Here is a 20577-nt window from a genome sequence, read left to right as displayed (position 1 = left end):
CGTCAGTCGCGACCGCGGAGAATTTGTCGCAGCGCGCCATGCAGCGTCTGCACCTCCGAGCGTGTCATCGCAAAGCGTGTCCACATGTTGCGAAGGTTGCGCTTCATCATCGGCGCCTTCTCGGGCGGGTGGAAGAACCCCGCCTCCTCGAGCCGCATCTCGAAATGATCGCCTAGCTTCTCGACCTCGATGGCGCTTGCCGGGTCATGCCCCGCAAGGCCCGGATCGACCGGCACCGCCTCGATCGTATGGCGCGAATACTCATACGCCGTCAGCAACACGGCCTGCGCGAGGTTGAGCGAGAAGAACTCGGGGTTCACCGGCACGGTGATGATCGCATTGGCACGGATGATGTCGTCATTCTCCAGCCCCGTGCGCTCGGGCCCGAAGAGGATGCCGACCTTCTGGCCCGCGACAATGCGTTTGCGCGCCTCGACCATCGCGGCCTCGGGCGTGAAAATCGGCTTCGGCAGCTCGCGTCCCCGCGCGGTCGTGGCGAAGACATAGTCGCAATCGGCCACCGCCTCGGCCACATTGTCGAAGACACCCGCGAAATCGAGCACCTGACCTGCCGCGCCGGATGCCATCGCCACCGCCTTGGGGTTCGGCCAGCCATCGCGCGGATCCACCAGCCGCATCTTGCGCAGCGAGAAATTCAGCATTGCACGTGCCGCCGCCCCGATATTCTCGCCCATCTGCGGGCGCACGAGGATGAAGGCAGGCTGGGCGGGATCGGGCAGGTCGGGCATGAGGTCGGTCCTTTCGCGCCCCTCCTAGTCGCGCAAGCTGGCACTGGCAAGGCCGCGCGCCTTGCGCTAAGAGGCCCCAAAGCCGCAAAGGAGCCCGATCATGGCCGAGGATCGTCCGCAAATCTACCTGATCACCCCGCCCGCTTTCGACGCGGCGGAGTTCGCGCCGAAACTGGCCTCGGTGCTCGACGCCCATGAGGTCGCCTGCATCCGCCTGGCCCTGGCGAGCCGCGACGAATACGAGATCGGCCGCGCAGCCGATGCCCTGCGCGAAGTTTCCCATGCCCGCGATGTGGCGCTGGTGATCGAGACCCATCTGGGCCTCGTCGAACGCCATGGGCTCGACGGTGTGCATTTCACAGATGGCGCGCGCCAGATCCGCGCCGCACGCAAGGCGCTGGGGCAGGATGCGATCGTGGGCTCTCATTGCGGCGCCTCGCGCCACGAGGGGATGAACGCGGGCGAGGCGGGGGCCGATTACGTCTGCTTCGGTCCGGTGGGGGAAACCACGCTCGGCACCGGCACCCGTGCCGAGCACGATCTTTTCCAGTGGTGGTCCGAGATGATCGAAGTGCCGGTCGTCGCCGAGGGCGCGCTGAACGAGGCGCTGATCGCCGAATTCGCCCCGGTCACCGACTGGTTCGCACTGGGCGAGGAAATCTGGCGCGAGGAAGATCCGTCGGGCGCTTTGGGGCGCTTGATCGCGGCGATGAGCTGAGGGACCTCATGTCCGACTGGCTTGGCGACAGCAATGGCCCGATGGGCGATCACGGTGCCTTCATGGAGAGCGAACTCCAGGTTCCGCGCGCCGATCTCGCCGCCCATATCCGTCAGCTCGACGGTGACCGGCTCTTGATCGCGGTCGTGGGCGGCCCGGGCGCGGGCAAGTCCCATATCGCGCACGAGCTGGCCGAGGCGCTCGGCCCGGATGCCGCGGTCGTTGCGATGGACGGGTTTCACCGCGACAATGACTGGCTCGACGAACGCGGGCTGCGTCAGGTGAAGGGCGCCCCGGAAACCTTTGATACGGAAGGTTTCGCCGCTCTTCTGCAGCGCCTGAAAACGGCGCGAGAAGACGTGCCGGTACCGGTTTTCGATCGCGCCGCCGATGCCGTCGTGCCCGCTGGCGCATCGGTCCCGGGCAGCGCCAGGTTTCTGATCGTCGAGGGCAATTACCTGCTCCTGACCCGGCCCGGATGGCGCGATCTCTTCCCGCTTTTCGATCTCTCGATCCGCATCGACCTGCCCGAAGAGGTGCTGCGACAACGTCTCGCCCGCCGATGGGAAGAGCAGGGGCTGGATCTCGCCGAGGTGAAACGCCGCGTCGAAGAGAACGACCTGCCCAACGGCCGTACGATCACCCGCGAAAGCCGCGCCGCCGATCTGGTCATCCGCGACTGATCCCTCTTCATCTTGCGAAAAATACCTCGGGGGGCTCGCAACGCGAGCGGGGGCGGCGCCCCCTGTTCGGCCATTTCCTGTCGCCCTCCGGCGACGGGGCGGCACCCCCTCAACGCTCAGAAATATTGAGCCAGATCCCGTCTTTCCCACGCACGGTCAGATGCGCGACCGGCACCGGTGCGCGCCGCTCGACAGGGTAGAACCGAAACGCGCCCACCAGCATCGAGAGCAAGAGTGGCCCCTCGGCCATCGCAAAACCCGCACCGGGACAGACGCGCGGGCCGGTGGAAAAGGGAATATAGGCCGCACGCAGGCAGGCCTTGCCGTTTTCCGTCTCCCACCTGGCGGGGTCGAACCCGTCGGGATTGTCCCAGAGCCGCTCGTGGCGGTGTAGATGCCAGGGCGAGATCACCACCTGCGAGCCGGGTTTGACCGCGCGGCCGCGGAAGCTCTCGGGGCAGCGCGCCTCGCGCACGAACATGGGCACGGGCGGGTAGAGGCGCATCGCCTCGCGAAACACTGCGCGAGAGAGCTTCAACTTGCCCAGCATCGAAAAATCGGGGTTTCCTGCCTCGAATACGGTCTTCGCCTCGGCCGCGATCCGGTCCTGCCATTCGGGGTTCGTCGCGAGCAGGTAAAGCGCCCAGGCAAGCGCCGAAGCCGAGGTCTCATGCCCCGCGAGAAAGAAGATCGCGACCTGATCGATCATCTCTTCGGTGCTGAAACGCGCGCCGGTCTGCGGGTCGGGCGTGGTCATGATCTTCGTCGCCAGATCGTCCGGCGCGGTTCCCGCCGAGATCTGCCTGGCCCGCGCGGCGGTGAGTTTTTCGATCAGCGCGCGGATGCGTTTGGCGGTCTCCTTGGTCTGGCGCGCATGAAAGCGTGGAAACCAGCGCGGCAGCGGCAGCAGGGCGCCGAGATTGACGACGGGAGAGGCGCGCTGATGGGATTTTAACTCGGAGAAGACCGCGCTGGCGGTCTCATCCTCGATCGGGATCGAGAAGAGGGTGCGAAAGATGATATCGGCGGCGACGTGTGAGGTTTCGCTTTCGATTTCAATAGGCTCGGCACCGATCTTGGCCTTCATGCGCCCGACGCAGGCCTGACCCGCCGCCCACATCGCCGGGAAAGTCTCGCGCAGCTTTCCTCCCTCGAAGGCCGGGTCGATGATACGGCGCTGGCGCAGCCATTGCTCGCCATTGGTGATGAAGACGCTCTCGCGCAGGAGCGGCTTCAACCCCTCGCGGACCCGGTCGGATTTCGGGAAATCCATCGGGCGCTCTTTCAGCACCAGATCGACCAGTTGCGGATCGTTGCACATGTAGGATCGGAAGAACGGCGTGCGGAACTCGGCCATCCAGGCACGGTAGAGCCGCGCGGGCTGGGCCGAGAGGATGTCGGATTTGAACAGCCGGAGATAACGCCAGAGCGAAACGCGATCGGGGCGCGGTGTGGGTTTGGGCGGCAGATAGGGCGACTGGCTCATGAGGTGGTCGTAAACCGGTTTGCGGGCGTGGTGATCCGGCTTTTCGACGCGGGCCGCCCGGTGAAGCGCCGCGCGAGTGTCATCGGTCCGGCGGTGAGGCGGAAATAGTCGTAATCGCCGGGCCGGTCGAAGGCGCAGAGATATTGGAAATGGAGCTGGAAGAAGCGCCATCGCAACGCCTTCCAGCGTTCGGGGCTGAGCGTTTGCGTGAAGGCGGCCGAGATCACCAGCGGGTGGATCTGGCCTTCGGGAGCCACGCCCGAGACCGCGACCGGATCGCAAAGCGCGAAGGCGCACCCGTCACCGGGGGCCGTCACGTCGAGCCAGAAAAGCTCGGGTCGGGTGGAGAGGAAGGCCAGATCGGCACGCAACCGAGTGGCGCGGGGCAGGTAGCTGACCATCGGCACGACCTGACCGAGGGAGAGGAAGGAGAGCGCCGGGGGCTCTGCCCCGCGCGCTGACGCGCGCCCCCCGGGATATTTATTCCAAGAGGAAGGGGGCAGGCGGTTGTCGCGGATCAGGTCGGCGAGGATCGAGATCGCGAGATGGGCGCCCGAGGAATGACCGACGATGAGGACCTCGTCCCAGTCCTCTTGCAGGGCCTCTGCGATGCGGGTCGCGAATTCACCTATGCGGGTTTCGAGCTCGGGCGGGTTCGCCCCGCCCCAACGTGCCGTGAAGGCGTAGTCATGCATCAGGTAATAGGCGAAGAACCTGCCGTCTTTCGCCCGGAACCAGCGCAGCACGAGGGCGAGGATCGCGCTCGCGAGGGTGAGACCTGCGAGCCATTTCAGCGGAAAATCGGGGAGGAGGCGCAGTGCGAGCGCAGCAGCGGCCCAGCCGAGGGCGATCCCGATCAGGGCCTGCACGATGAGCGCTACGATCGGGTAGAGCGCCGCGATCACCGGGCCTTTGCGCAACCGCATCAGCCGGAAGAGCGCGCCCGAGAAAATGTAGGTCGATGCGGTGCGGATCAGTTGTCCGTAGGTCGCCGGGATCGACTTGCCCATCGAAGAGCGCACGATATCGGACCAGACGAGCACTTCGATATCGGCCTCGACCTCCGTGCCACCTTGGGTGGAGGTGACATGCCAGCCATAGGGCCCGCCCGCGCGTTTCGGGGCGAGCGCGATCTCGTAGCCGGAGATGCGCGCCTGTTCGGCGCCTTCCTTGCGGTAGAGCTCGCGGTAGCGGCGGGGGTGAATCGGGTCGTAGCCGGGGATGTAGAACACCCGGCGTTTGCGCACCTGTCCGATTTCGCTGCTCGTCATTGCCGGGCCCTCTTGGCGGGGAGATTATCGGGTGCGCGCGGCGAAAGTAAGGAAAATCAGGGGGCTGTACGTGACCAGCGCTGCGCGTTGGCCTCGATCGCGGCGATGCGCCTCGGCGTCTTGGGGTGGGTCAGTAGCCAGGCGGGCACGCCCTGACCTGCATTCTTCGTCAGCGCGTCGAGCTTGCGAAACAGGCTCACCTGCGGGTCGGTGCCGATCCCGGCCTTGATCAGCAGCGCCGAGGCGAATTCATCGGCTTCGAACTCGTCGCGCTGGCTGAGCCGCGCGGCGAGCGCGGTGGTGATCATGTTCGCGATCCACACGCCAAGGAAGGGAATGAAGCGACCGAGCACCGTCATCAGCACGGCACGTAGCGCGTTCTGGCCGGAAAAGTCGATCATGCGGCGGCGCGAATGGCCCAGGGCGACATGGCCCAGCTCATGCGCCACAACCGAGGTGAGTTCTTCGGGGGTGACCTCACCGGCGCGGTATTTCTCCATGAAACCTTCGGTGATGAAGACGCGGCCATCGGGGGCGGCGAGCCCGTTCACCGGGGCGATCTGATAGACATGGACGGGCACCTCGGGCACCTCGAGCGCGGCGGCGAGACGGTCGAGGTAAGGGTCGAGCTTGCTGTCGCGCAACCGCCGCGAATTCCCGTCGAGCTGGCGTTTGAGTTGCCAGGTCGAGAAATGCCACATGGCAAGGCCATAGAGCACAAGCAGCAGAAGGGGCAGGAAGCGGATCAGCATGGGAGGGATATGGCGGCTCGCGGCCCCGTGATCAAGCGTCCCGTGATCACGCTTTGGGCGCGCGTTTGGCCGCGTGCCAGAGCCACCAGCCGAAGCCGAAAGCCGCAGCCCCCGCCGCCATCAGCCCCAGCGCGTTACCCGCAAGATCGGCGGCCGCGTCGAGATTGGCGCCGAAGGCGATGCCGAGGCCGACATAGGAGGTCACCCAGACCGCTTCGCCCGCGATGTCGGCCATGGTGAAGCGGCGATGGGCATAGCCCGACAGACCCGCGGCGAGGTTCACCCAGGGACCAAGCGCCGAGAACAGCCAGCGCGACAGGAACACCGTCACCGAGCCGCGTTTGCGCAGCGCCGCCAGCGCCTTCTCGATCAGCGCGCCGCGTTTCGTGCCGGGGCGGGGCAGGAGGCGTTCGGCCTTGCGCCCGAGGATGAACCCGACCTGATCGCCCAGCACCGCCCCCCCGAAAGCCGCGCTTGTGACCGTGATCAGATCGAGATCGCCCGAGGACACGAAGGCACCGCTCGCGATCATCATCAGCGAGGAGGGCACGGGGATTGCGAGGCAGCTGAGAAAGGTCGTCAGCCCGAGCAGCCAGGGCCCGTAGACCGGCACCTGCGCCAGCAGCCAGTCAGTGATCTCGGTCAGGCTCATTTCGGCGCATTCGCCTCTTGATCGGCGATCGCCTTTGGCAGACCGAGCGAGAGCTTGTGCAGCAGGTCTCCGACGGGCTGGCCGGTGGCTTTGGCGATGCGGTCGAGTGTCGGGCGCCCGTAGCCTACGAGGGCGGGGCCATTCTCGATGCCGAGGATCGCGTCGACCTCCTCGATCTGGAGGTGCCAGCTCTTGGCGATATATCCCGGCGTCATCCAGGGCTCGGGGCTTTGGTGACGATGGGCGGGGTCGGACCAGTAGACCGCACGGGCGACGAACTTGCCGCCGAAAAAGAGCGCGAGCGTCACTGCGAGGATGAAGCCGATCGAGGCGGGTTTGTGATGGGCCCAGAGGTAGCGCAGCTTGCTCATCCAAGCTCCTTCATAGCCGCCGTGATCCCCTCGAGCGTCAGCGGATGCATCCGACCCGCGAAAATCTCGCGGATGATCTCGATCGACTGGGTATAGGACCAGAGCCGTTCGGGGATCGGGTTCAGCCAGGTGTGATCTGGCCATTGATCGCGCGCGCGCGTCAGCCAGACATGGCCCGCCTCGTCGTTCCAATGCTCGTTCGCGCCGCCGCGATGGGTGATCTCGTAAGGCGACATCGAGGCGTCGCCCACGAAGATGCATTTGTAATCGGGCCCGTAGCGATGCAGCACGTCCCAGGTGGGGGTGGCCTCGTTCCAGCGTCGCTTGTTCGATTTCCATACGCCCTCGTAGAGGCAATTGTGGAAATACCAGTGTTCGAGATGCTTGAACTCGGATTTCGCGGCGGAGAAAAGCTCTTCGACCAGTTTCACATGGGCATCCATCGAACCGCCCACATCGAGGAAAAGCACCACCTTCACCGCGTTGTGCCGCTCGGGGCGGGTCTTCACATCGATATAGCCGGCCTCGGCAGAGGCGCGGATCGTTCCAGGCAGGTCGAGTTCTTCATGCGCGCCGTGCCGAACCCATTGGCGCAGGCGTTTGAGCGCCACCTTGATGTTGCGCGTGCCCAGTTCGACCGTGTCGTCGAAATCGCGGAACTCGCGCTTGTCCCAGACCTTCACGGCGCGCTGGTGGCGGCTTTCGCTCTGGCCGATGCGCACGCCTTCGGGGTTGTAGCCATAGGCGCCGAAGGGCGAGGTGCCGCCCGTGCCGATCCATTTGGACCCACCCTGATGGCGGCCCTTTTGTTCCTCGAGCCGCTTCTTCAGCGTCTCCATCAACGCGTCGAACCCGCCAAGCGCCTCGATCTGGGCTTTTTCCTCTTCCGTGAGGTGCTTTTCGAGCTGTTTGCGCAGCCAGTCCTCGGGGATGTCGACCGCTTCCAGAACGTCGTCGGGGGTGATGGCTTCGAGGCCGGAGAAGGCCTCCGAGAAGGCGCGGTCGAAACGGTCGAGGAAACGCTCGTCCTTCACCATCGCGGCGCGGGCGAAATAGTAGAACCCGTCGATATCGTAGGTGCAAAGCCCCGCCGCCAGCCCTTCGAGAAAGCTCAGATATTCCCGCAGGGAGACCGGCACCCCGGCGCGTCTGAGAGCATCGAAGAATGGCAGGAACATGCGCCCCGGCCCCCTCAGGCCCAGATGCGGTTGACGAGGATGGTGATGAAGATGCCGACCATGCCAAGGGCGATGGCGTGAACCGCTGCGTATTGCGCCCGGTCGAGCGCGTTTCCGCCGCGCTTTCGCGCCCGCCAGTCACCGAGCAAAAGCCCGATCACGATCCCTGCCAGAACATACATTCGCGCCCCTCCCGGCCTCGGCCGGGGCGCGCCCGGCTCAGTTCATCCGCGCACCCGCATCGGCCAGCGCGGCCACTTCGCTTGCACGGCGGCGTACCGCCGCGTCCGAACCAAAGCCATAGCGTGCCCATTGCTCCATGTCGAGACGGGCCTGCTCGGCCTGGGCGGCATTGCCGAGCTGGGCATAGGCCTCGGCGCGGATCATGTAGAGCGTGGCCATGAGCGAGGCATTCTCGCCGGAAATGGCGGGCGAGAGCGAGCGGTTCACCAGCGCGATCGCATCCTGCGCGCGCCCCGTTCCCAGCGCGAACGCGGCGAGCTGCATGTCGATATGGGCGGCCTGGATACCCGCGCCCGGCGTGCGGGCATAGATCGCGCCCGCATTGAGATAGGAGCGGATCGCCACGTCGGGATCGGTCTTCATGCTCAGCCGTCCCAGCGCGAACCACGCGAAGGCGGCGCGGCTGTCGGTCCAGCCCTGCGCGGCGGCGATCTGGGTTGCCTGACGGGCTGCGGCGCGGCGGCGGGTATCGCTTGCGCCCGAGCCGAGCGCGGTGGCGATCGCCTTGACATAGGCGCGCGGGGTCGGGTCTTCGGGAAGGCCGCGCATCTGGCCGCCCGCCGGGTTGACCCGGGCAAGAATGGCGGGCAGGTGGGCCTGCACCTCGGCCCGGCTCATGCCCGAACGCAGCGCCGGGTCGTAATAGGCGCGCAGAATCGTCATGTCGAAGCCGGTGAGCACAGTATGGAAATTGTCGTCGTTCCAGACGGTGTCGGGCAGGCGGTAGAGATCGTTCACCGGCCCGAGCGCCTGGCTGACCTCTTCATGCAAGCAATCGCGGATCTCCTGCGGGGTCGCGGGTTCGGGGATGAAGACGGTCGCGGAATGGCGCTGGGTCAGCTTCGTCCAGTCCGAGCGCGCCGATCCGCGCGAGCTGCGGTAATCCGACCAGCTCGTGACGTTCGGGACGACGAAACAGGCGACGTCGGGCACCGCACGTCGCATCTGGGATTTCGGCACGAACTGCACAGAGATCGTGTTGGCATTGCCCGGCTGGGCCGAGACGCGCAACCCGGCCTCGGTTTGAAGGCGGCGCACGAGGCGGTTGAGTTCGGTCTGGGCGACGGGCGGGGCGTTGCCCGCAAGCGTGATCGAGACCGGGCCTTCGAAGCGCGTGAAACGCGGCAGCTGACGACCGGATTCGAGATAGAAGCTCAGTTCGAGAAAGTCGCGGCCGAGATGCGAATTGTCGGGCAGCCGTGCGGCGGGTACGGGATTCGACAGCCCCGGCACCGGATCGGCGAGCGGCAGGTCGAGCAGCTGCGCGGGACCGCGCGTGGCGGTCACCTCGGGCGTGCTCGGCACGCAGGCCGACAGCGCTCCCGTCACCATCACGGCGGCGAGGAGGCGGACAACTTTCTCGGACCGCGTGACAGCGCGGCGGTTGCGCGGGGCCGCCTCGGTGCTGGCAGGCACCAAGGCGGCCGCGTCGCGCGGCAGACATGTAATACGCATGGCAGTGCGTCTTCCCAGGTTGGTGGTCCAGACTAGGCACAGGACATGAACTTCTTCCAGTAAATATTTGACCGTTAATTAGAATTTTTTGAGGCCGTCGCAGATATAGTGGCGTGTTCTCGCCGCTTCCACGTCTTGTTGTTGCCAGATTCCGCCAATCCTCGCGATATTGACGCCAAAATGGAAACGCTTGTGTCACGAAAAAGCGAATCGTTGTGATCGATACGTGGGTTGGGAAACGCTTTGTTAAGAAAATGGAAACGGGACAGAGCGAAGTTTCTGCGAATTTTCTGGATTGACGGGTCGGGCGCTCCGTTTTTGCCGTGAAAAGGGCGGTGAGACAGGCTCGGATTGATCGCGTTCGGGCAACGGTCGGAGGCGGGATCCGCGATGCGAGCGGCCCGCGCAGCGCCTGACGGCCCTTTGCTCTCGGCACAAAGAAAAACGCCCGGGCCGAGACCCGGGCATTTCGCGAAATTTCCTGACCAATCAGCCGCGACGACGACGCCCGCCGCGACGCCCGCCGCCAGCAGCTGCTGCGGCGGCCGAGGCCTCGGCGAAGGTCACGCCTTCTTCCTTCATCGCATCGAGCACCTTGGCGAGCTTGATCCACTCCATCCCGTTCGGATCGTGGTTCATCAGCAGGTTGGCGGCGCGGATCGCCTCCATCTCCTGATTGCGCACCGGGTTCATGATCGCGCTCGTCATGCCCGCGCCGATCGCCATCGGAAGGTAAGCCCCGTTGATCCCGTGACGGTTGGGCAGGCCAAAGGAGATGTTCGACGCGCCGCAGGTGGTGTTCACGCCCAGTTCCTCGCGCAGGCGGTTGACCAGCGTGAAGACCTGACGGCCAGCGGTCGCCATCGCGCCCACCGGCATCACCAGCGGATCCACGACGATGTCATGCGCGGGGATGCCGAAATCGGCGGCGCGCTCGACGATCTTCTTGGCCACGGCGAACCGGACATCGGGGTCTTCGGAAATCCCGGTGTCGTCGTTCGAGATCGCCACGACCGGCACGTTGTATTTCTTCACCAGCGGCAGAACCAGCTCCAGCCGCTCTTCCTCGCCAGTGACCGAGTTCAGCAGCGGACGGCCTTCGGCGGCCTCCAGACCGGCCTCCAACGCGGCAGGCACCGAGCTGTCGATGCACAGCGGCACATCGACGACCGCCTGCACGCGGCTGATCAGATCGCGCATCAGCGGCGGTTCGACGAAGTTGTTATCCGCATAGCGCGGATCCTCGGCCATCTTGTTCGAGAAGACCGCCCCCGAGTTGATGTCCAGAACCGTCGCGCCACAGGCGACCTGCTCGAGCGCGTCTTTCTCGACGGTCGAGAAATCGCCCATCTCAAGCTCGGCAGCGAGCTTCTTGCGGCCCGTGGGGTTGATCCGCTCCCCGATGACGCAGAAGGGCTCGTCAAAGCCGATCACGACGGTTTTGGTTTTGGACTCAAGGACGGTGCGGGTCATTCATGGCCTCTCTGTTCGGCGATCCAATTGGCTGTCGCGGTGATACCGCCCAGCGGGAAGAAATGCACGGCTTCGATATTCGACGGGCGATCCAGCGCGAGATCGGTCAGGAGGTCGGTCGGCTCGAAGGGCAGGAGCAGCTTGGTCACATCGCGGGCGCGCTTTTGCAGCACTTTCAGCGAGGGGCCCACGCCGCAGGCGATGGCGAATTTCAGGAGCGTTTGCAGCTTGGCGGGACCGGCCACGCCCAGATGGACCGGCATCTCGATCCCGTTGGCCTCCAGACGCGCGGCCCAGTCGCGGATCGGACCGGCTTCGAAGGCGAATTGGGTGGCGATCGCCATATCGGCATCGGTGCGGTTCGCGAAATCCTGTTTCAGCTTGAGCGCGGCCATCACCTCGGCCTCGCCGCCATCGGGGTCGATGTCGCGATTGCCCTCGGGGTGGCCGGCAACATGCAGACGGGCAAAGCCGTCGAACGCGCCGCTCTCGATCATCTGCATTGCGCAATGCAGCTCGCCCACGGGCTCCTTGACCCCGCCGCCCAGCAGCAGTGCCTGTTGAACCCCGGCCTCGCCCTTGTAGCGCTGCACCCAGTCGTTGAGCTGGGCCGCATCGCGGATGATGCGCGCGGGAAAATGCGGCATCGGCTCGAAGCCCTCGTCGCGCAGGCGCCTGGCGGTGGCGAGCATTTCCTCGATCGGGGTGCCCTCGATATGGGCGATATAGACGCGGGTGCCGGGCGCGAAGAGGGCACGGAAACTTTCCACCTTAGCGGCGGTGCGCGGCATCACCTCGACCGAGGCGCCTTCCAGAAGCGCCTCCATCTTGCCGTTGACCGGCGGGCGCGGCGCCTCGCGGCGGAAATTCACAAGTGCCATTCGCATCTCTCCCTTAGGACGACGTGGGGTCCCAGCCGTCATTGGCAATCAAAGCGCGCAGATGCGCGTCGTCATACTTGGAGAGAATTCGCGCCAGCACCGCTTCGGCGGCTTCGGCATCGTCACCGGGCTCATCGCCCTCGACCACCTTGCGCCATTCGGCCAGATAGGCGTCGCTGTCGCGTGCGCCCACTTTCATCGCCGCACGGTCGATCGCCTGCTCGAACCGCTCGGGGAGCGGCTTCTTGACGCCCCGGCGTCCCTTGCCCGCGATGATCTGGGCCGGGATGTTGCGCCAATAGACCAAGGTGATCTGTGCCATGCGAATCTCTCCTCACGAGTTCAGAATTGCGCGAAAGCGACGTGGCGCGCGGTGGAATTTCGACATTCCGTCGCGGCTCAGCGACGTAAGCCTGTCCGTGCGAGAGGTGATAGCAGGCGCGGCGGGGGCAGGGCTACCGCGCGGGATCGGAAAAATCCGCGACAAGATGATGAGCGGGGCTCAAGCGAGGCTGCGGCGGATTGGTCGCGCGGCGATCTGGCACATTCTTTTGCGGCCGCCGCCTCTTAGATCGGGCCGGGGTCGGTCGCAAAATCGATGGCCCGGCATGTGCCCATTCACGCAACGCATAGAAAGCGAGACCATGACCAAGAGCTTTTCCCTGATCGCCGCCCTTCTTCTGAGCCTGCCGCTGGCGGCGCAGGCCGAGACCCCCGCCGAGCAATTCATGTCCACCTGGGACCGCGACGGAAATGGCATCGCGACGCTGGCCGAGCTCGAAGCGATGCGCGGCGATGTCTTCGCCTCCTTCGATGCCAATGAGGACGGAATGCTCGATCTCGAAGAGCACGCGATTTTCGACGAGGCGCGTGCCAATGACGTTGCGGGCTATGAAGGCAAACAACGCGAGCAGATGCAGAAGATGGCGGACGGTATGCGGATGGAGGCGACCGACGCAAACGGCGATCGGCTGGTGAGCCTGGACGAGTTCCAGGCCAGTACCGTGAAATGGTTCACTCAGCTCGACAAGAATGGCGATGGCGGCATCACTTTGGACGATTTCGCGATGAAGCCCGCGCAGTAAGGGTCCGCCCGAGGCCCATCGGCTGTATGGCGCGACACCGCCCAAGCCTTTTCGGCCGGGCGTTTTTCGGCGGCGCGGCGCAGGGGCCAAGATTGCGTGGCGGAGTGCGGACGGATGTCCGCCCCCTTATATGTTCGCGCTTTGGATAGTCTCGTTGCGCCCCGCCACGTCTCGGGCCTCGCGGCGCTGTCGATCAAATGGTTCCCGCAGATCCTTCACTTCCGCGTCACGCTCCCTTGAACCGGATCGCCCGAACCGATAGTTTTATGACAACTTGAAATCGGAGGGCGTGATCATGGCGCCCAGGCGTCGCCGGTCGGCGGGCGCGCTCCCGAAAGCTGTGAACCCCGCGCAAGCGGTGAAACCGGCTCAGGTCGAGCCACCCGCGACCCAGACCGCCAAGACAGGCGAGGGGCTCTATGCCGCGCTTGATCTTGGTACAAACAGTTGCCGGATGCTGATCGCCCGTCCGAAGGGCTCTCAGTTTCAGGTCGTGGACAGCTTTTCCAAGGCGGTCCAGCTCGGTCAGGGTCTTGAGACCTATGGCCGGCTTTCTCGCAGCTCCATGGCCCGTACCGTGCAGGCGCTCCAGATCTGCCGGCGCAAGATCGAGGCGCATGGCGTGAAGCGGATGCGGCTCGTTGCGACCGAGGCCTGCCGCCGCGCCAAGAACGCCCGCGATTTCCTGCGCTACGTGCGCCGCGAGACGGGGCTCCCACTGGAGATCATCCCGCCCGAGGAAGAGGCGCGGCTTGCCGTGATTTCCTGCGCCTCGCTGGTCTCGCCCAGGTCCGAACAGGTGCTGGTGGTCGATATCGGCGGCGGCTCGACCGAGCTTGTCTGGATCGACCTCGAGGACGTGCCGCCCGGCGACCGCGCCCGCGCGATCATGCGGCTCTCGCAGGGGTTCAACCAGCCCGACGGGCCGGTGCCGGCCGCGCGGGTCGTGGACTGGATCTCGGTGCCGCTGGGGGTTGCGACGCTCAAGGACCAGTTCGCCGATGTCGAGGATGATGCGGCGCGTTTTGCGCTGATGAGCTGGTTCTTCGAGGAAAAACTGGCCGATTTCACCCCCTATGCGGCGGGCAGTCCCCAAGACGGCTTCCAGATCATCGGCACCTCGGGCACCGTGACCACGGTCGCGGCCTGCCACCTCGGTCTCAAGCGCTATGACCGCAACCGCGTGGACGGGCTGACGATGAATTCGGGCCAGATCGACGCGGTGATCCGCTCGTTCCTGCAGCTCGGGCCCGAAGGGCGACGCATGGATCCGCGCATCGGGCGCGACCGGCACACATTGATCATGTCGGGGGCTGCGATCTTGCAGGCGCTGATGCGGGTCTGGCCGACCGACCAGATGTCGGTGGCGGACCGGGGCTTGCGCGAGGGGCTGCTATACGCCCAAATGGCCGCCGATGGCGTTCTTGAAGAGATGGAATGATGACGAAGACACCGACAGGCAAGAACACCTCCGGGCGCGGCCAGCGCGATCTGCGCGTGCGCGTGAAAACCGCGAAGGGCCGCAAGCTGAGCTCGACCCGCTGGCTCGAGCGTCAGCTCAACGATCCTTATGTGCAGCGCGCAAAGAAAGAGGGCTACCGGGGCCGTGCGGCTTTCAAGATCCTCGAGCTTGACGACAAGTATCGCTTCCTCGTGCCCGGCGCGCGGGTCGTCGATCTGGGCTGCGCGCCCGGCGGCTGGTGCCAGGTCGCCGTGAAGCGGGTCAACGCTCTGGGAGAAAAGTCGGGCAAGAAGGTCGGCACCGTTCTGGGCGTCGACCTGCAGGAGGTCGACCCGATCGCGGGCGCCGAGATTCATCAGCTCGATTTCCTTTCCGAAGGGGCCGACGACAAGGTGAAGGCCTGGCTTGGCGGGAATGCCGATGTGGTGATGTCGGACATGGCCGCGGCCAGCTCTGGCCACCAGAACACCGACCATTTGCGCATCATCGCGCTGTGCGAAGCGGCGGCCGAGTTCGCCTTCGACGTGCTCGAAGAGGGCGGTACCTTCGTTGCCAAGGTGCTCGCGGGCGGGGCGGAGCAGGGTCTGCTCAACATCCTGAAGAAAAATTTCACCAAGGTCGCGAATGTGAAACCGCCCGCCTCGCGCTCGGACAGCTCGGAAAAATTCGTGGTTGCGCAAGGATTTCGGGGGCGCCGGCACGAGGAGGACTGAGCGCGGACTGTCTCGACCCCGAGACAGTTTTTTCCGCCCTCACGGCGAATTTTCGTTGTGAAAGGTCCGAATCGGCCTAACCTTTCCAGCCTCAGGGGCTGCGCAAGAGAGGGAGGCTTTCGCATGCCGGCACTGCATACGGGCGTTCCTCGCCATCATGCCGATATCGTTCGCGAGGTCGTTTCCTCGCCCAAATCCGCCGGTCGGGCAGGCTTTGCCGCGAGCTGGCGGCGTTCGCTCCTGCATCACCAGATCGACCCCGAGACGACCCGCCGCAACGACCGGCTGACCGAGGTAGAGATGCGCGAGCGGCGCGAGAAGGCCGAACTGATGATGCGCATCGCCTCGCCGGTGCTCGACCGGCTCGCGCGGGCGGCGGGGGATGCGGGGTGCACCGTGCTCTTGTCGGATGCGGGCGGTCTGGTCCTCGACGAGCGTCTGCGCGAGGCCGATGTGAACGATTTCCATTCCTCGAACCTCGCGCCGGGTTCGGACTGGTCCGAGGGCTCCGAAGGGACGAACGGGATCGGAACCTGTCTGGCCGAGGCGCGCCCCGTGACCGTCTGGCGCGACCAGCATTTCCGCACCCGCAACACGGTTCTGACCTGCATGGGCTCGCCCATTTTCGGCGCTCAGGGTGATCTGGCGGGCGTGATCGATGTCAGTTCCGCGCGGTCGGACATGACAGAGGGCTATGCGCGTCTCGTGGCTCTGACCGTGCAGGACGCGGCGCATCGGATCGAGGCCGATCTGTTTCGCGCCTCCTACGATGGGGCGCGCATCCTGTCGACGGGATCGGGTGAGGCCGGGGCGCAGGGGGTGATGCTGCTTGCTCTCGATCGCGACGACCTCGTCGTGGGGGCGACCCGCGCGGCGCGGCGTCATCTGGGGATCGAGGCGGGCCAGATCGGCCAGCTTCCCGCGTCGGATCTGCTCGAACAGGGGATCCGAAACGGGCTGGAGGAGGCGCAGCGCTCCGAGATGGCCCGGGCGCTCGCGCGCAATGGCGGCAATGTCTCGGCGGCTGCGCGCGATCTCGGGATCGGGCGGGCGACGTTCTACCGCAAGGCCAAGGCGCTCAATCTCGGGGTCTGATCCGTCACCGGCAAGAGATTGATCGGGGGGCATTCGCCCCCCGTTTTCATGCCGGCATTGCGAGGGTGAATCGGCCCTTCACGGGCTGGTGCGGACCTCTACGACTAAAGTCGTATCGCCTTGTTTTATTGGCTTTGAGCGTTTTCTATCACGAAAAATCACCTCTTTCTGCGCCTGCACCTGTCTCGTCGCTGAGACAGATGAGTCATTCCACCAGATCAGGACGGCTATGCACGATTCGCGGGAGCGGACATGCTCCTTCTCATGACGCGCAACAGAGGTGGTTGCGATCACAACAGGGAGGAAAGACCATGGCCAACGATATGGCACCTGAATTCAAGGGCGTTTCGGTTTCGCCGTTCCGCGACCGTTACGACAACTTCATCGGCGGCAAGTTCGTTGCCCCCGTCGCAGGCAAGTATTTCGACAACATCACCCCGATCACCGGCGGCAAGGTGTGCGAAGTCGCCCAGTCGACCGAAGCCGATATCGAGCTGGCGCTCGACGCCGCGCACGCCGCCAAGGATGCCTGGGGCAAGACCTCGCCGGCCGAGCGTTCGAACATCCTGCTCAAGATCGCTGACCGGATCGAGGAAAACCTCGACCTGATCGCGGCCGCCGAGACCTGGGACAACGGCAAGCCGATCCGTGAGACCACGGCCGCCGATATTCCGCTGGCGGTTGACCATTTCCGTTACTTCGCGGGCGTCCTGCGTAGCCAGGAAGGCACGATGTCGGAAATCGACAACGACACCGTCGCCTACCACTTCCACGAGCCGCTGGGCGTCGTCGGCCAGATCATCCCGTGGAACTTCTCGATCCTGATGGCGGCATGGAAGCTGGCCCCGGCGCTGGCCGCGGGCAACTGCATCGTGATGAAACCGGCCGAGCAGACCCCGGCGGCGATCATGGTGCTGATGGAAGTCATCGCCGACCTGCTGCCCGCCGGCACCCTCAACATCGTCAACGGCTTCGGCGCGGAAGTCGGTGCGGCGCTGGCGCGCTCCTCGCGGATCGCCAAGATCGCCTTCACCGGGTCGACCGCGACGGGCCGCAAGATCATGCAGGCCGCGACCGAGAACCTGATCCCGGTCACGCTCGAACTGGGCGGCAAGTCGCCCAACATCTTCTTCTCCGACGTGATGGCCGAGGATGATGCGTTCCTCGACAAGGCGGTCGAAGGCTTTGTGCTCTTTGCCTTCAACCAGGGCGAGGTCTGCACCTGCCCGAGCCGCGCGCTCATCCAGGAAGACATCTACGAGAAGTTCATCGAGCGCTGCATCGCCCGCGTCGAAGCCATCAAGCAAGGCGACCCGCGCCTGATGGAGACGATGGTCGGGGCCCAGGCCAGCCAGGAACAGCATGACAAGATCATGTCCTACCTGACCATCGGCCGCGAAGAGGGCGCCGAAGTGCTCACCGGCGGCAACGCCGCACGCTTCAACGGCGATCTGGCGAACGGCTACTATATCCAGCCGACGATCCTGAAGGGCCACAACAAGATGCGCGTCTTCCAGGAAGAGATCTTCGGGCCGGTCGTCTCGGTCACGACCTTCAAGGACGAGGCCGAAGCGCTCGAGATCGCGAACGACACGATGTACGGCCTCGGCGCCGGCGTCTGGACCCGTGACGGTTCGCGCGCCTATCGCTTCGGTCGCGGCATCGAAGCGGGCCGCGTCTGGGTGAACAACTACCACGCCTATCCGGCTCACGCGGCCTTCGGTGGCTACAAGCAGTCGGGCATCGGTCGCGAGACCCACAAAATGATGCTCGACCATTACCAGCAGACCAAGAACATGCTGGTGAGCTACAACCCGAACAAGCTCGGGTTCTTCTGATCGGTCTTCCTCCCCAAGGCCGGGGCCGCGCTCTCTCGAGCGCGGCCCTTTTTTGTTGTCTCGAAGGCGCCAGAACGTGCCGAGCACTCGGACATCGACGCGCAGGGGGCGAAATCCCGGCCCAATGCTCCCGAGACTGGGTGTTTCCGTCGAATGTGAACGCGATCTTAGGGAATCGGTCCTAATCCGAAGGCAAAGCAGCTTCGGAGCCTGTCCCATGACAATTCGCCGTCAGATCCTTTTCCTTCCCATTGGAATCGCTCTGGTCGCTTGTGCGCTGATGGGCGCGGGGCTGTTCTGGGTCGGAAACCGGGTCGAGGACATGTCGCGCAATCGCGCGCTTTCCTCTGCCGAGGAACGTTTGATGAGTGCGGTGCATTCGGCCGAGATACAGGCGCTCGACCGTGCGCTCCTGATCGCGGGCCTGCCTCCGGTGCAAAAGGCGGTGGCAGAGCGCGACGATGCCGCGCTGGAGGCGCTTCTGGCGCCGGAATGGCCCGTCTTGCGCGACAGGACCGGCATTGCGCAGCTGCAATTCCATACCGCGCCTGCGACCTCTCTCATCCGCATTCACAATCTCGACAAGCGCGGCGATGATCTCTCCGCCTTCCGCAAGACCGTGGTGGACGCCAACAGGAGCGGCAAGCCTATCTCGGCGCTGGAAACGGGAAAGGCCGGGATCGGCGCGCGCGGCGTCGCCCCGATTTTCTATCAGGGGAAGCAGGTCGGTACGGTAGAGGTGGGGCTCGACATCGGTCAGGGGTTCCTCGATGCGCTCTCCGAAACGACCGGTGCGATCTACGAATATTACGCGCTGCCGCCTGTGGGTGAGGGGGAGCCGAAGCGGCTCGTCTCGACCGTCGGGGACAGTTCTTTTCTCTCGCCGGGAGAGCTGGAGGAGCTGCGTCTTGGCGACCCAATCGACAAGGCGCTCACGATCAATGGCGAAGCCCATGTGATGCGCGCCGATCCGATCCGGGACTATTCCGGCGCGGTTGTGGGCGTGATCACGCAATCTCTCAACGTCGCGGAAATTTCCGCCCTTCGATCGATGATCGGCAAGATATCGGCCCTGTTGGTGAGCGCGGCTTTCGTGATCTCGGCCCTGCTGGCCTGGTTTCTGGGCGGGCGCATCGTGCGCCCGATCGGGGCGCTCGCCCGCGCCACCCGCGCAATCGCGGAGGGTGACACTCAAACCGATGTGCGCGGCGTCGATCGAAAGGACGAGCTTGGCGACATGGCGCGCGCCCTTGTCATCTTTGCAGAAAACCGTGAGAAAAACGAAGAGATGCAACGTGTTCTGCGCGAGGAAGAAGAAAACGCGCGCCGAGTGGAAGCGGCCCGGCAGGCAGAAATCGACAAGGTCGAGGCCGCGCGCCGCGATGCCGCGCAAGAGGTTGAGGCCGCACGTCGCAAGGCTGAAGCCGACGAGCAGAACGCGCTTCGCGCCCGCGAGGAAGAGGCCCGCCGCGCCCTCGAAGAACAGGCGTATACCGTGGCCGTTCTGGCCCGTGGTCTCGATGCGCTCGCGAACGGCAATCTCTCGATCACCATCGACGAGACGCTGACCGGCGAATACGAGAAATTGCGCGGCGATTTCAATGCGGCGGTCGAGCAATTGTCGCAGTCACTTGCCCAGATCGAACGTGGGGCGCATCTGATCGATGGTGAGGCGCAATCCGTTGCCTCCTCCGCCGAGGAACTCAGCGCGCAGACCGAGCGTAATGCCGCAACGCTCGAGGAAACGGCGGCGGCACTCAATGAGTTGACGGTCTCGGTGCAATCTGCCGCGGAAGGGGCGCAATCGGCCCGGTCGCTCGCCACCGAGGCCCGCGGTCACGCCGAAAGCGGGGCAGAGGTGGTAAAAAGCGCGGTGGCGGCCATGGCCGAGATCGAGACCTCTGCCAAGGCAATCTCGCGTATCACCTCGGTGATCGACGATATCGCCTTCCAGACCAACCTGCTCGCCCTCAACGCAGGCGTCGAAGCCGCCCGCGCGGGCGAGGCGGGACGCGGGTTTGCCGTCGTGGCCTCCGAGGTCCGGGCGCTCGCGCAACGCTCCTCCGAAGCGGCCAAGGAGATTTCCGAACTCATCGCCTCATCCGACACCCAGGTCCATTCCGGCGTAACCCTGGTTGGTCAGACCGGAGAGGCTTTGCAACGCATCGTGAGCTCCGTGCGCGAGATCCACGACCGCGTGTCGGAAATCGCGGCCTCCTCGGGCGAACAGGCAAGCGGAATTTCCGAGATCAACGCCGCCGTGCACCAACTCGATCAGGCCGCGCAACGCAGCGCCGCGATGTTCGATCGCAGTGCCGCCGCCAGTCGCGCGATGCTTGGGGAGAGCGCCCGTCTGCTCAGCTCTGTCTCGTCATTCACGTTGCAGCAATCGATGCTGCGCGAAAAGACCGCGGCATGAGTTGGGGCTCGGTGGGGGGCGTTGCGGCGCCATGAGGCGGGGCTCGGTGGGGT

Annotated in this window: 20 protein-coding genes; 8 read left to right on the top strand and 12 right to left on the bottom strand. The window is 65.0% G+C overall.

Going from position 1 to position 20577, the window contains the following annotated elements:
• Positions 1-2: 2 nt before the first annotated feature.
• Positions 3-749 carry an RNA methyltransferase gene (locus BMI90_RS07950; protein WP_078527925.1) on the bottom strand — a complete coding sequence of 249 codons (747 nt, stop codon included), beginning with the start codon at positions 747-749 and terminating at the stop codon, positions 3-5.
• A gap of 100 nt (positions 750-849) precedes the next feature.
• On the opposite strand from BMI90_RS07950, the gene BMI90_RS07945 reads away from it, so the two are divergent.
• Positions 850-1467 carry a thiamine phosphate synthase gene (locus BMI90_RS07945; RefSeq protein WP_078527923.1) on the top strand — a complete coding sequence of 206 codons (618 nt, stop codon included), beginning with the start codon at positions 850-852 and terminating at the stop codon, positions 1465-1467.
• 8 nt (positions 1468-1475) lie between these two features.
• Positions 1476-2150 carry an AAA family ATPase gene (locus BMI90_RS07940; RefSeq protein ID WP_246831512.1) on the top strand — a complete coding sequence of 225 codons (675 nt, stop codon included), beginning with the start codon at positions 1476-1478 and terminating at the stop codon, positions 2148-2150.
• A gap of 109 nt (positions 2151-2259) precedes the next feature.
• Here BMI90_RS07940 and BMI90_RS07935 read toward each other — a convergent pair whose 3' ends face one another.
• From BMI90_RS07935 to BMI90_RS07890, 11 genes are all read right to left on the bottom strand, one after another.
• A complete protein-coding gene (locus BMI90_RS07935) occupies positions 2260-3636 on the bottom strand; it encodes a cytochrome P450 (RefSeq protein ID WP_078527920.1) in 1377 nt (458 codons plus the stop codon).
• Positions 3633-4907, bottom strand: a complete 1275-nt coding sequence (locus BMI90_RS07930) for a hypothetical protein (RefSeq protein ID WP_078527918.1) — start codon at positions 4905-4907, stop codon at positions 3633-3635. The genes BMI90_RS07935 and BMI90_RS07930 overlap by 4 nt, the downstream gene beginning before the upstream one ends.
• A 56-nt stretch (positions 4908-4963) precedes the next feature.
• A complete protein-coding gene (locus BMI90_RS07925; RefSeq protein ID WP_078528145.1) occupies positions 4964-5656 on the bottom strand; it encodes a M48 family metallopeptidase in 693 nt (230 codons plus the stop codon).
• A gap of 49 nt (positions 5657-5705) precedes the next feature.
• Complete coding sequence (locus BMI90_RS07920) at positions 5706-6311, bottom strand: DedA family protein (protein ID WP_078527915.1); 606 nt, start codon at positions 6309-6311, stop codon at positions 5706-5708.
• A complete protein-coding gene (locus BMI90_RS07915; protein WP_078527912.1) occupies positions 6308-6682 on the bottom strand; it encodes a hypothetical protein in 375 nt (124 codons plus the stop codon). The genes BMI90_RS07920 and BMI90_RS07915 overlap by 4 nt, the downstream gene beginning before the upstream one ends.
• Positions 6679-7860 (bottom strand): VWA domain-containing protein, encoded by a 1182-nt coding sequence (locus tag BMI90_RS07910; RefSeq protein WP_078527910.1) that lies wholly within the window; start codon positions 7858-7860, stop codon positions 6679-6681. The genes BMI90_RS07915 and BMI90_RS07910 overlap by 4 nt, the downstream gene beginning before the upstream one ends.
• A gap of 14 nt (positions 7861-7874) precedes the next feature.
• Positions 7875-8042 (bottom strand): hypothetical protein, encoded by a 168-nt coding sequence (locus BMI90_RS18730; protein WP_168172739.1) that lies wholly within the window; start codon positions 8040-8042, stop codon positions 7875-7877.
• Positions 8043-8079: 37 nt separating this feature from the next.
• A complete protein-coding gene (locus BMI90_RS07905; protein WP_246831511.1) occupies positions 8080-9558 on the bottom strand; it encodes a DUF2927 domain-containing protein in 1479 nt (492 codons plus the stop codon).
• A gap of 489 nt (positions 9559-10047) precedes the next feature.
• The gene (locus tag BMI90_RS07900) at positions 10048-11031 is read right to left on the bottom strand and encodes a methyltetrahydrofolate cobalamin methyltransferase (RefSeq protein ID WP_078527908.1); all 984 of its coding nucleotides are present in this window, start codon (positions 11029-11031) and stop codon (positions 10048-10050) included.
• Entirely contained in the window at positions 11028-11912 is an 885-nt protein-coding gene (locus BMI90_RS07895; protein ID WP_078527906.1) for a 5,10-methylenetetrahydrofolate reductase, read from the bottom strand. The genes BMI90_RS07900 and BMI90_RS07895 overlap by 4 nt, the downstream gene beginning before the upstream one ends.
• Before the next feature lie 13 nt (positions 11913-11925).
• Positions 11926-12234, bottom strand: coding sequence for a virulence factor (locus BMI90_RS07890; RefSeq protein ID WP_078527904.1), 309 nt, complete (start codon positions 12232-12234; stop codon positions 11926-11928).
• Positions 12235-12556: 322 nt separating this feature from the next.
• Here BMI90_RS07890 and BMI90_RS18725 point away from each other — a divergent pair, with 322 nt between their 5' ends.
• From BMI90_RS18725 to BMI90_RS07860, 6 genes are all read left to right on the top strand, one after another.
• Positions 12557-12997, top strand: a complete 441-nt coding sequence (locus BMI90_RS18725) for an EF-hand domain-containing protein (protein ID WP_158521664.1) — start codon at positions 12557-12559, stop codon at positions 12995-12997.
• Between the two features lie 295 nt (positions 12998-13292).
• Complete coding sequence (locus tag BMI90_RS07880) at positions 13293-14438, top strand: Ppx/GppA phosphatase family protein (RefSeq protein WP_078528141.1); 1146 nt, start codon at positions 13293-13295, stop codon at positions 14436-14438.
• The gene (locus tag BMI90_RS07875; protein ID WP_078528139.1) at positions 14438-15172 is read left to right on the top strand and encodes an RlmE family RNA methyltransferase; all 735 of its coding nucleotides are present in this window, start codon (positions 14438-14440) and stop codon (positions 15170-15172) included. Before BMI90_RS07880 ends, BMI90_RS07875 begins: the two co-directional genes overlap by 1 nt.
• 123 nt (positions 15173-15295) lie before the next feature.
• Positions 15296-16267: a GAF domain-containing protein gene (locus tag BMI90_RS07870; protein ID WP_078527900.1), complete on the top strand. Its 972-nt coding sequence runs from the start codon at positions 15296-15298 to the stop codon at positions 16265-16267.
• 311 nt (positions 16268-16578) lie between these two features.
• The gene (gene adh, locus BMI90_RS07865) at positions 16579-18105 is read left to right on the top strand and encodes an aldehyde dehydrogenase (RefSeq protein ID WP_078527898.1); all 1527 of its coding nucleotides are present in this window, start codon (positions 16579-16581) and stop codon (positions 18103-18105) included.
• Positions 18106-18322: 217 nt separating this feature from the next.
• The gene (locus tag BMI90_RS07860) at positions 18323-20524 is read left to right on the top strand and encodes a methyl-accepting chemotaxis protein (RefSeq protein WP_168172738.1); all 2202 of its coding nucleotides are present in this window, start codon (positions 18323-18325) and stop codon (positions 20522-20524) included.
• Positions 20525-20577 lie beyond the last annotated feature (53 nt).

The organism is Thioclava sp. L04-15, assembly GCF_002020275.1.
In the GTDB taxonomy this organism is placed as follows: domain Bacteria; phylum Pseudomonadota; class Alphaproteobacteria; order Rhodobacterales; family Rhodobacteraceae; genus Thioclava; species Thioclava marina.
Note: the sequence above shows the minus strand (reverse complement) of the source record. Positions and strands in the feature narration are given on the sequence as shown.